This window comes from Bacillus sp. ISL-41 (assembly GCF_018613235.1).
Lineage (GTDB): Bacteria > Bacillota > Bacilli > Bacillales > Cytobacillaceae > Mesobacillus.
This window is the reverse complement of the sequence record NZ_JAGGQP010000035.1, coordinates 1-11,516: the sequence shown is the minus strand read 5'-3', so window position 1 is coordinate 11,516 and position 11,516 is coordinate 1. Positions and strand designations below refer to the sequence as shown.

9 protein-coding genes are annotated in these 11,516 nt (G+C 44.5%); all 9 read left to right on the top strand.

Translation table 11 applies throughout. From position 1 onward, the window contains the following. The first annotated feature begins 139 nt into the window (after nucleotides 1-139). Nucleotides 140-2,497: an endonuclease MutS2 gene (locus J7I80_RS18625; RefSeq protein ID WP_214740299.1), complete on the top strand. Its 2,358-nt coding sequence runs from the start codon at nucleotides 140-142 to the stop codon at nucleotides 2,495-2,497. A 130-nt stretch (nucleotides 2,498-2,627) separates the two neighbouring features. Beyond that, nucleotides 2,628-3,032: a DUF350 domain-containing protein gene (locus tag J7I80_RS18620; RefSeq protein ID WP_192471451.1), complete on the top strand. Its 405-nt coding sequence runs from the start codon at nucleotides 2,628-2,630 to the stop codon at nucleotides 3,030-3,032. A 502-nt stretch (nucleotides 3,033-3,534) separates the two neighbouring features. After that, on the top strand, nucleotides 3,535-5,238 hold the full coding sequence (locus J7I80_RS18615) for a long-chain-fatty-acid--CoA ligase (RefSeq protein WP_214740297.1): 1,704 nt from the start codon (nucleotides 3,535-3,537) through the stop codon (nucleotides 5,236-5,238). Nucleotides 5,239-5,455: 217 nt separating this feature from the next. Further along, a complete protein-coding gene (locus J7I80_RS18610) occupies nucleotides 5,456-6,058 on the top strand; it encodes a fatty acid metabolism transcriptional regulator FadR (RefSeq protein WP_167832747.1) in 603 nt (200 codons plus the stop codon). A gap of 130 nt (nucleotides 6,059-6,188) precedes the next feature. Beyond that, nucleotides 6,189-6,962 (top strand): enoyl-CoA hydratase, encoded by a 774-nt coding sequence (locus J7I80_RS18605; RefSeq protein WP_214740295.1) that lies wholly within the window; start codon nucleotides 6,189-6,191, stop codon nucleotides 6,960-6,962. Between the two features lie 88 nt (nucleotides 6,963-7,050). Continuing rightward, the gene (locus J7I80_RS18600; protein WP_214740293.1) at nucleotides 7,051-7,824 is read left to right on the top strand and encodes an electron transfer flavoprotein subunit beta/FixA family protein; all 774 of its coding nucleotides are present in this window, start codon (nucleotides 7,051-7,053) and stop codon (nucleotides 7,822-7,824) included. A gap of 38 nt (nucleotides 7,825-7,862) precedes the next feature. Next, nucleotides 7,863-8,840 (top strand): electron transfer flavoprotein subunit alpha/FixB family protein, encoded by a 978-nt coding sequence (locus J7I80_RS18595; RefSeq protein ID WP_214740291.1) that lies wholly within the window; start codon nucleotides 7,863-7,865, stop codon nucleotides 8,838-8,840. Between the two features lie 425 nt (nucleotides 8,841-9,265). After that, entirely contained in the window at nucleotides 9,266-9,580 is a 315-nt protein-coding gene (trxA, locus tag J7I80_RS18590; RefSeq protein WP_023627075.1) for a thioredoxin, read from the top strand. A gap of 380 nt (nucleotides 9,581-9,960) precedes the next feature. After that, complete coding sequence (locus J7I80_RS18585; RefSeq protein ID WP_214740289.1) at nucleotides 9,961-11,187, top strand: hypothetical protein; 1,227 nt, start codon at nucleotides 9,961-9,963, stop codon at nucleotides 11,185-11,187. Nucleotides 11,188-11,516: the final 329 nt, after the last annotated feature.

Sequence of the window (11,516 nt, the reverse complement as noted above, 5' to 3'; positions counted from 1 at the left end):
CGGCTATACTTTTCGCTTTCGGTCCGCCCAATGAAGTCAAAGAACGACTTCACTGGTCGGCCCTCCAGCGCTTGTCGGGGCTGACCAAGGCGCTTACGCTTTTCTAATAACCTTCGCTAAAGAAGAAGGAGGAAATTTTGTGCAGCAGCGAGTTTTGAAAACACTTGAATTTGATAAAATCAGGAACCAGCTGATTGAACACGTCTCATCATCGTTAGGACGGGAAAAAGCAATTGCTTTAATGCCTTCTGTTGATTTTTCGGAAGTATCCCGTTTGCAGGAAGAAACAGATGAAGCAGCAAAGGTACTGAGACTAAAAGGAAATGTACCGTTAGGCGGAATCCATGATATTAGGCCGCATGTGAAAAGGGCGCAAATCGGCGGGATGCTCAGTCCGCTTGAGCTGGTCCAGGTGGCGAGCACTGTCCACGCAAGCAGGCAGATGAAGCGCTTTGTCGACGATTTGCAGGAGGTTACAGAAGTCCCGATTTTACTGGGCTATACTGAGGGAATCATTGTGCTGGCTCATCTAGAAGAATCGATCCGGAACGCAATCGATGAGGGCGGTGAGGTTCTTGACGGAGCGAGTGAAGCACTGAGATCACTCCGCCAGCAGATGCGCACGAGAGAATCAAGGGTGCGTGAAAAATTGGAAAGCATGATCCGCTCGTCCAACGCGGCAAAAATGCTTTCGGATGCCATCATCACCATAAGGAATGACCGATTTGTCATTCCTGTAAAACAAGAATATCGAGGACATTACGGCGGGATCATCCATGACCAGAGTTCATCCGGGCAGACCCTGTTCATTGAGCCACAATCTGTTGTCCAGCTAAATAATGAACTTCAGAGCATTCGTGTAAAAGAACAGCAGGAAATCGAACGGATTCTTGCTGAGCTTTCGGCACTTACCGCCGATCACCATGATGAGCTCTTGCAGATTGTCAGCATCATGGGCGAGCTTGATTTCATGTTTGCGAAGGCCCGTTATGGAAGCAAAATCAAAGGCTCGAAACCAAATGTCAATGATGAGGGCCGAATCAATCTTTTTCAGGCAAGACATCCATTGATCTCGATGGATGAAGTTGTCCCTAATAGTGTCACTTTAGGGAATGATTATACGACAATCGTTATCACCGGTCCGAATACGGGAGGAAAAACTGTTACTTTGAAGACAGTCGGCCTTTGTACGCTGATGGCTCAGGCAGGATTGCAGATCCCTGCTCTTGACGGTTCTGAAGTGGCTGTTTTTGAATCCGTGTATGCTGACATTGGTGACGAACAGTCAATCGAGCAAAGTTTGAGTACTTTTTCGTCCCATATGGTCAATATCGTGGACATCCTTGAAAAGGTTGACCACAACAGCTTAGTTCTTTTCGATGAGCTTGGTGCCGGTACTGATCCACAGGAAGGAGCTGCACTGGCGATCTCGATCCTGGATGAAGTGTATCAGCGCGGGGCCAGGGTGATTGCAACAACCCACTACCCAGAGCTGAAGGCTTATGGCTACAACCGTGAAGGCGTCATCAATGCCAGCGTTGAATTCGATGTGGAAACACTGAGCCCGACTTATAAACTATTGATTGGAGTGCCAGGCCGAAGCAATGCCTTCGAAATCTCCAAGAGGCTTGGCTTGAGAGAGTCTGTCATCAATACAGCAAGATCCTATATAAGCGCAGACAGCAATGAGGTCGAAAATATGATTGCTTCCCTCGAATCCAGCCGAAAGCAGGCGGAGAGAGACCGGGACGAGGCGCATCAGCTGTTAAAAGATGCCGAACACCTGCATAAGGATCTGCAAAAACAGATGGCCGAGTATTATGAGAAAAAAGATGAACTAGCGGAAAAGGCAAAAGGTAAGGCAGCTTCAATCTTGGAAAAAGCCAAGGATGAAGCCGAAGAAATCATCCGGGACCTTCGCAAGCTGCGGCTTGAAAAAGGAGCCGAGATTAAAGAACATGAATTGATCGACGCCAAAAGGCGCCTTAGCGACGCGACTCCAGAGCTCAATCAGGTGAAGAAGGGCGGCGGCAAAGCAAAACCTGACAAACACGAATTCAAGCCGGGGGATGAAGTCAAGGTCCTGACCTTTGATCAAAAAGGACATCTTGTCGAGCGCGTTAACGCGAAAGAATGGCAAGTGCAGATTGGCATTCTCAAGATGAAAGTAAAAGAATCGGACATGGAATATCTCAATACTCCTAAGCAGGTAGAAACAAAACCATTAGCGATAGTAAAAGGCAAGGACTTCCACGTCGGCCTTGAGCTAGACCTCAGGGGTGAGCGTTATGAAGATGCCCTCATGAGGGTTGAGAAATATATCGATGATGCCTTGCTTGCGGGCTACCCAAGGGTCAATATCATCCACGGCAAAGGAACCGGAGCATTAAGACAGGGTGTCCAGGAATACCTTCGCAACCATCGTTCGGTCAAGAAAATAAGATTCGGCGATGCAGGAGAAGGCGGAACAGGTGTGACTGTTGTAGAATTTAAGTAGTGTTACGGTATAAACGCTCATTGTTTGTGAAAACTATAAAGTTTTCCGAAAAGAGCCAAAAAAAATGAAAATCCCTGTCTTAACACTTTATAATAGGCAGTGGGGTAAATTTTTATCAGGGAGAATGGATATGGATCATTTCTGGGAAAATGAATTTATAGTGACAGCTGGCTACTACAGTGTATCAATTCTCTGCATCGTCGTATTCCTTGCTGTTTTTGAACTAGTGACAAAATATCGCAATTGGGAGGAAATCAAAAAAGGCAATATTTCCGTTGCGATGGCCACCGGCGGGAAAATCTTCGGTGTAGCGAATATATTCCGCCATTCCATCAATCAGCATGATTCACTGCTTACGATGATCAGTTGGGGAGTTTTCGGTTTCATCCTGCTTTTGATCGGATACTTTATTTTTGAATTCCTGACACCCAAGTTCAACATCGATAAAGAAATAGAAAACGACAACCGTGCAGTAGGCCTGATATCCATGGTCATTTCCATTGGCCTGTCTTATATCATCGGCGCAGGAATTTAACAGGGGGATCTAAAAGAGTGGAAAAACTGGCTAAAATATTGCTGATTCTATGCGGAATATTCCTGTTAGTCGGCATAGTTTATATGATGTTTTTTGTATAGTGATTTGAAAAGGCTATAAATAAAGGGTTAATTTTTGACCTTTTGTTTACAGCCTTTTTCGTATTTTATTAACTTTTTTATTGAACTGAATGATAGGGTGAAAGTTAGGCTTGTATAATCTGTTGGAAAATAGACGTCTAGTTGATTGGAACAGAAGGCACGAAGACTCCAGCGGGAGTGAGGGGCTGGGGAGACCCCACAGGCGCATTTGCGCCGAGGAGGCTTCCCGCCACGCCCGCAGAAAGCGCAGTGCCTGGAGTGGAAATCAACTTGTTATTACACAAGAAATGGGAGTTTGTCCCTATAAACCTCCAAAAAACTATTCTAATTGTCATAAAAAGACCATTATATTATAATGAGAGATAGAATTTTCAAAAAATTTTAAATAAGGAGGCAACAAGATGGAAGTAGAAAAGCCATGGCTGTCGCAATACCCTCCAGAAATCCCTGCTCATTTGGACCTTAAGGAGGCAACGGTCCAGGACTATTTAAAGCATACTGCCGAAAAATACCCTGAGAAGATCGCTATCCACTTCATGGGCAAAGATCTGACGTACAAGCAAGTATACAACTATGCGAAAAAACTGGCTGCTTATTTGCAAAACCTGGGAATTGAAAAAGGAGACAGGGTTGCGATCATGCTCCCGAATACTCCTCAGTCTATCATCAGTTACTACGCAATCTTGATGGCTGGCGGAATTGTCGTCCAGACAAACCCTCTGTATATGGAACGAGAGCTTGAATACCAGATGAAGGACTCTGGGGCTAAGGCAATCATCACGCTCGACATTTTATTCCCTAGGGTGTCAAAGGTCATCGCAAATACGGATTTAGAGAATGTAATTGTAACCGCTATCAAGGACTATCTTCCTTTCCCTAAAAATCTTGTCTATCCATTCATCCAGAAAAAACAATATGGCATCATTGTAAACGTGAAGCATGAAGGCCAGAATCATCTTTTTACCGAGATCATGAAAAAGCCGGCTGGAATCATAAAAGAATATGAAACTGACTTTGAAGAAGACCTGGCTTTACTGCAATATACCGGTGGAACAACAGGGTTTCCGAAAGGGGTCATGCTGACTCACAAAAACCTGATCGCGAATGCGGCAATGAGCAATGCCTGGCTGTATAAATGCAAAGAGGGTGAAGAAACAGTCCTGGGAATCCTGCCATTTTTCCATGTTTATGGTATGACGGCAGTATTGATTCTTTCTGTCATGCAGGGCCAGAAAATGGTGCTTTTACCGAAATTCGACCCTGAAACGACACTGAAGACGATACAAAAACAAAAGCCAACACTCTTCCCTGGCGCGCCTACCATTTACATCGGGCTGTTGAATCATCCAGATATTAAAAAATATGATCTGTCTTCGATTGATTCATGTATTAGCGGATCAGCGCCATTGCCAGTGGAGGTACAGGAGAAATTCGAGGAAGTCACAGGCGGGAAGCTTGTTGAGGGTTATGGCCTGACTGAATCCTCCCCGGTGACACATGCCAACTTCCTATGGGATAAAAAGCGGGTAAAAGGAAGCATAGGTGTTCCTTGGCCGGATACAGAGTCTGTGGTCCTTTCAATGGAAACCGGAGAACCGCTTCGGCCTGGTGAAATTGGCGAAATAGCAGTCAGGGGCCCACAGGTGATGAAGGGCTACTGGAACAGGCCGGAAGAAACGGAGCAAGTGCTTAAGGACGGCTGGCTATTGACCGGAGACCTTGGCTATATGGACGAGGAAGGATATTTCTATATTGTCGACCGGAAGAAGGACATGATCATTGCCGGAGGCTTTAATATTTACCCGCGTGAGATCGAGGAAGTCCTTTACGAGCATCCAGCTGTTCAGGAAGTAGTAGCAGCAGGAATACCGGATCCATATCGAGGCGAAACGGTAAAAGTATATATCGTGCTCAAGGAAGGTGCACAGGCAACAGAAGAAGAACTGAATGAATATTGCCGGAAACATCTTGCGGCATTCAAGGTGCCAAGATTATATGAATTCAGGGCAGAACTTCCAAAAACAGCGGTAGGTAAGATTCTTAGAAGAGCATTGGTGGATGAAGAGAAAGCAAAGAACCAGGAAGACCAGCAGAAGCGAGCTTAACTTAAAAAGCCGGCTCCCAATATCGGCTCTTTCTTTTTGAATGAGAAGGCTTGTCCAAATGAAACACATTTCCTTGACAGAAATGTGAGTGAATACTATTATAAAAATATGAATGACGATTCATTCAGTGAATAGTATTGCAGACAAAAATCGTAAACGGGAGTGTGCCACTGTAGCATTTAATGCTTGTGCTTTTCCTGGAGCGGGAGTGAAAGAAATGAAGAAAAACAGGCCGAAATATATGCAAATAATTGACGCAGCAGTGGTCATTATCGCAGAAAACGGCTACCACCAGGCGCAGGTTTCTAAAATAGCAAAGCAGGCTGGAGTGGCTGATGGGACCATTTATTTGTATTTCAAGAATAAGGAAGACATACTGATTTCTCTGTTCCAGGAGAAAATGGGTTACTTCGTGGGAAGTATTGAAGAAAAAATTGCAGGAAAACAAACAGCAACAGAGAAATTATATATGTTGGTCGAAACGCATTTCAAGATTCTTTCAGATGACCGGCATCTTGCAATTGTAACCCAGCTGGAGCTAAGGCAGTCAAATAAGGATCTCCGGCATAAAATCAACGAGGTTCTTAAGGGCTACTTAATGCTGATCGACAAAATCATTTTGGAAGGCATAGAGAATGGAGAGTTTTCAAGCTCCCTGGATTTGCGTCTTGCAAGGCAGATGATTTTTGGTACAGTAGATGAAACTGCGACTTCATGGGTAATGAATGAACAGAAGTACAATCTTACTGACCTGGCAAAAGCGGTACACCAGCTGCTGATCAATGGCTGCGGTTACCAGGACACCAAACCGGTCCTTTAATCACGTCTTTCCCGACTTTCCGGCGCTTTGAATGCCTGTAAGCGGAAAAGGCAGGGGAAAAAGGCTAGTTTCGCAGAAAGGAGATTTTCCAGGATGCGAAACTTGCCTTCATGTAAAAGGAGGGGAAAATGTGGAGTATCTTAAATGGTCTGCGGAGGACAGGATCGCCACGATCACGATTGACCGTCCGCCGGCGAATGCCCTAGCATCCGGACTGCTGAAAGAAATTTCAGGAGTATTGGATGAAATCGAGGGGAATGAAGAAATCAGGGTTGTATTAATCCATGGTGAAGGCAGGTTCTTCTCTGCAGGAGCGGATATCAAAGAATTCACCACTATTAAAACCGGAGAAGATTTTGCCAAACTAGCTGAATATGGCCAGGATCTTTTCGAGCGTATGGAGCATTTTCCAAAGCCGATTATCGCTGCCATCCATGGCGCGGCATTGGGCGGCGGCCTGGAGCTTGCAATGGCATGCCACTTCCGTCTAGTAGCGGAAAACGCTAAATTGGGATTGCCAGAGCTGCAGCTTGGTCTGATTCCAGGGTTTGCAGGCAGCCAGCGACTGCCAAGATATGTGGGCGCAGCAAGAGCGGCCGAGATGCTGTTTACAAGTGACCCCATCACTGGTGTGGAAGCAGTCCAATATGGATTGGCCAACCATGCTTATCCTGAAGAGCAGTTGCTTGAAAACGCATACAAGATTGCCGGGAAAATTGCAAAAAAGAGTCCAGTTTCCCTGGGCGCAGCTATTAAACTATTGAACTATTCCAAGCACGAATCCTTTTACAAAGGTGTTAAGGAAGAAGCAAAGTATTTTGGTGATGTCTTCCTGTCTGAGGACGGCCAGGAGGGAATCAAGGCATTCCTGGAAAAAAGGCAGCCTGATTTTAAAGGCAGATAAGCAAACCTTTTAGCATCAAATTTTTTTAAAATAAATTTTTCTAATCTTTAGAACAGCTAAAATGTTTGAATACTTAGGAGGGGAACAAATGAATATCTACGTTCTAATGAAAAGGACATTCGATACAGAAGAAAAAATCACGATCGCAAACGGCAAGATTAATGAAGATGGCGCTGAATTCATCATCAATCCTTACGATGAATATGCGATTGAGGAAGCAATCCAGGTAAGGGACGCTCATGGCGGAGAAGTTACTGTTGTTTCTGTAGGCAATGAAGAAACAGAGAAGCAGCTGCGCACAGCGCTGGCAATGGGAGCAGACAAAGCAGTATTGATCAATATCGAGGATGACGTTGAAGACGGCGACCAGTTCACAACTGCAAAAATCCTTGCTGAATACCTAAAGGATAAAGAAGCTGACCTTATCCTTGGCGGAAATGTCGCAATCGATGGCGGTTCAGGCCAGGTAGGACCTCGTGTTGCTGAACAGCTGGGAATGCCTTATGTAACAACGATTACGAAACTAGAAATCAATGGAACGACTGCTACAATTACTAGAGACGTAGAAGGAGATTCAGAAGTCATTGAGACAAGCCTTCCTGTTCTTGTAACTGCACAACAGGGGCTTAATGAGCCTCGCTATCCATCTCTTCCAGGAATCATGAAAGCAAAGAAAAAGCCGCTTGATGAGCTTGAGCTTGATGATCTTGATCTGGATGAGGACGATGTAGAAGCTAAGACAAAGACAATCGAAATTTATCTTCCTCCGCAAAAAGAGGCAGGAAAAGTCCTTCAAGGCGAACTTGCTGACCAGGTTAAGGAACTTGTCAACCTGCTTCACACAGAAGCGAAAGTCGTTTAAGACATAAAGGAAGAATAAATACGCAGGAGGTAAATCAAATGTCGAGAAAAGTATTAGTATTGGGAGAAGCACGTGACGGACAACTTAGAAACGTTTCTTTCGAAGCGATTGCAGCTGCAAAAACAGTTGCTGAGGGCGGAGAAGTAGTTGGAGTATTGATCGGAGAGTCTGTAAACTCATTAGGGAACGACCTTTACCAATATGGTGCTGACAAAGTTGTAGCAGTAGAAGATGCCAAGCTTGCACAATATACACCAGATGGATATTCACAAGCATTGATGGCTGTCATCGAGCAGGAAAGCCCGGAAGGAATCATTTTTGGTCATACATCACTTGGAAAGGACCTTGCTCCTAAAATCGCAAGCAAATTGGGTTCAGGCCTGATCTCTGATGCTGTAGCGGTTGAAGAAGCAGGCGGCAACCTTGTATTCACTCGTCCAATCTATTCTGGTAAAGCCTTTGAAAAGAAGATTGTTACCGATGGACTAGTGTTTGCGACAATCCGTCCAAACAACATTGCTCCACTGGAAAAGGATCCAGGAAAATCCGGAGAGGTTTCATCAGTCTCTGCAGAAATCAAAGATTTGAGAACGATCATCAAGGATGTTGTCCGTAAAGCAACTGAAGGTGTAGATCTTTCCGAAGCAAAAGTTGTAGTAGCAGGCGGACGCGGTGTGAAGAGCGAAGAAGGCTTCGAGCCTTTGAAGGAACTGGCCGACGTTCTAGGCGGAGCTGTAGGAGCTTCACGTGGTGCATGTGATGCTGATTACTGTGATTATTCACTGCAAATCGGACAGACGGGTAAAGTTGTAACTCCAGACTTATACATCGCTGCCGGTATTTCCGGAGCAATCCAGCACCTTGCTGGTATGTCCAACTCCAAGGTCATTGTCGCGATCAACAAAGATCCAGAAGCTAATATCTTCAAAGTCGCAGACTATGGTATTGTTGGCGATTTATTCGAAGTAATTCCAATGCTTACTGAGGAATTCAAGAAGCTTAAGGTAAACGCTTAATATTTCAATCCAAAAAACGGACGTGTAAATCGTCCGTTTTTTTTTGCAAAGTTTAATAATGATGTTAGCACCCTGTTGATTGTAGTGGAAGGCGAGAAGACTCCTCCGAAAATGCTAACGCATTTCCATCGTGGGTGGGCTGGTTCGAGGAAGCTAAACAATGTCCTGTGGGATCAGTTGGAAAGGTGAGACCCCACAGACGCCAGCGGCGGCGAGTTATCACCGCCAGCCTCGCGGAAAACGAAGCGCCTGGAACGGAAATCAACAGCCCCGTTTCCCCTTCGACAAAATTTAAGAATGGAGACAGGAAAAGGGAATATTCATATGTGAAAAGGGTAAATTACAACAAGAGCAGATAAATAGCATCAATTGGTAAACGATGATATACTGACGTTAGTATTCAGATTTATTTAGGAGGCATTCAAATGGCTATTACACATGCTACTGACGCAACTTTTGCTAACGAAACAGGATCAGGCCTAGTGCTTGTTGACTTTTGGGCACCTTGGTGCGGCCCATGTAAAATGATCGCTCCTGTGCTTGAAGAATTAGATTCAGAAATGGGCGACAAAGTGAAAATCGTGAAGCTTGATGTTGATGACAATCAACAGACTGCAGCTCAATATGGCATCATGAGCATCCCGACATTACTTGTCCTTAAAGATGGTCAGCCGGTTGATAAAGTAGTTGGTTTCCAACCAAAAGAAGCACTTGCAGGACGCCTGCAGCAGCATATCTAAAAATGAATGTGAAAATCCCGCCTTCCTCGAGGCGGGATTTTTTTGCGGAGTTTTGAACCTAATAGTAGGGATAGTTGTAAAAAGAACACAATACGGTATCACCTCGCCCAAAAGCTTATAGTCCCCAACTTCCTTTAGCCGTGATTATATCATTAATAATCAAGGGGCAATAAGAGGTTTGATGTTCGAATTGGTTCTACCAAAACGACCACGGTAGACTAAGATTCTTTAAATCGGGAAAAATATGATTTCACAAGTTTGTCAAAGTTTTCTCACAAAGTTCGTTGACAGTGATAATCATTCTCGACTATAATTACATTTGTCAATGAAAATCATTATCATTTATAAGATTACTAACATTACATAGGGGGATTTCAAACATGAACAAGAAAAAGCATCTGAAAGCAGTCTTTGCAAGTTTTTTAATGGCAAGCACAGTATTGGCAGCCTGCGGAGGAGATGAAACCGCAGAGAAGCCTGCAGACAACAAACAGGCTGAAACAGAAGAAAAGGCTGAAGATACTAAGGGAAATAATAACGAAGAAACCAAGGAAGTCAATGTAGAAGATACAGATGCAGCAAAACAAGCTGCTGCTTATGCTGATATGATGTCCGAACTAGTAAAAGCAAAAGAAGGCCAGGAAGTTAACTGGGATACTGTCCAACAACAATATGAAGCAGGTCTCCAAAATGATGTAGCTGAACTTACTCCGGAATTCGACCAGGCAATCCAGGCTGCCCTTACAGCTGGAAAGAGCGGAGAAATGGAGCCAATTATCGCTGTTCAATTGACTGATAAGACAATTCAATCCTATTTCTATCAGAATCAAAAAGCGCTTCAAAAGGAAGTTGTTGCTGCACTGACTGAGGACAAGAAGGAAGACGCAAATCTTGCATTCGCGCAAATTAAGCATCTAGCGGAAAAAGTGTTCATTCCAACAGCTGAAAAACGTGATAAGTATTACGAGCTCAGCGGAGATGCAAGCCTTGTCGAGAACATTAACTCCGGACTATCCGCACAGGAAGAAGCGCTTAATGCTGGCAATGCTGAAGATTTCCAGGTATATCTTCAGGTAACTGATAAGTCGATTTACAGAAGCTATTATCTTGCAGCAAAATCTTATGCTGAGAAAATTGAAGCAGGAGTTAAAGAAGGAAAAGAGAAGCAGGAACTATCCATCATGCAGGCTGAGGCATGGGGCTTCTATCAAGCAATCAAGGGTTCTCTTGGCGGCGGAGATGAAGCGGCTGCAGCTCAGTTAGATAAATTATTCACTTTGAACACTACTGATCCTGCTGCTATTAAAGCGGCAGAAACAAATGCTTTATTCGCTAAAGCAGTGGCTGGCAAAATCAAAGGCTACTACGAAAAGGCTCCGAATCTGTTAGCAGAAAACAATGCGGTTGAAGCTAAAGTAAGTGCAATGGAAGGGAACATGTTCCTGAAAATGCTTCAAGGGCAGATGACTGAAAAATTAGGTGAAGAAAAAACTCAGGCCGTATTTGCAGATGCTGAAGCATGGTATAATGCCATTGCGGAAAATAAGCCGGAAGATGCAAAAGCAAAAGGCGACGCAGTGATTTCAGCAGTAGATGGTCTGCTTTAGAAAACGGGAGCCGCAGCAATGCGGCTCTATTTTCGTTTATTACCAGGAAATTATAAAGTTATTTAGTTGTCGATAACTACATGTAGTTTTCTTAATCCAGCTCCAGCGCCTAGCCAGTTTTCATCCCTGACAGTGCATCCTCGGGTATCTTGCGAGAAGCGTTAGCTTTGAGCAGCTCGAGTCGCTTGTCTAGCTGCGGCTCCTAACTCCTCGAGACGCTTCGGTCCTGCCAATGAAGTCAAAGAACGACTTCCCTGTCAAGCCCTCCAGCGCTTATCGGAGTTGGACAGTCGCCTACGCTTTTCGAGTTCGGTCCGCCCAATGAAGTC

Excerpts from the sequence above, each read along its gene's own strand:
- J7I80_RS18585 (WP_214740289.1), top strand. The coding sequence starts at position 9,961 with ATGAACAAGAAAAAGCATCTGAAAGCAGTCTTTGCAAGTTTTTTAATG.
- J7I80_RS18615 (WP_214740297.1), top strand. The coding sequence starts at position 3,535 with ATGGAAGTAGAAAAGCCATGGCTGTCGCAATACCCTCCAGAAATCCCT.
- trxA (WP_023627075.1), top strand. The coding sequence starts at position 9,266 with ATGGCTATTACACATGCTACTGACGCAACTTTTGCTAACGAAACAGGA.
- J7I80_RS18600 (WP_214740293.1), top strand. The coding sequence starts at position 7,051 with ATGAATATCTACGTTCTAATGAAAAGGACATTCGATACAGAAGAAAAA.
- J7I80_RS18620 (WP_192471451.1), top strand. The coding sequence starts at position 2,628 with ATGGATCATTTCTGGGAAAATGAATTTATAGTGACAGCTGGCTACTAC.
- J7I80_RS18610 (WP_167832747.1), top strand. The coding sequence starts at position 5,456 with ATGAAGAAAAACAGGCCGAAATATATGCAAATAATTGACGCAGCAGTG.
- J7I80_RS18595 (WP_214740291.1), top strand. The coding sequence starts at position 7,863 with ATGTCGAGAAAAGTATTAGTATTGGGAGAAGCACGTGACGGACAACTT.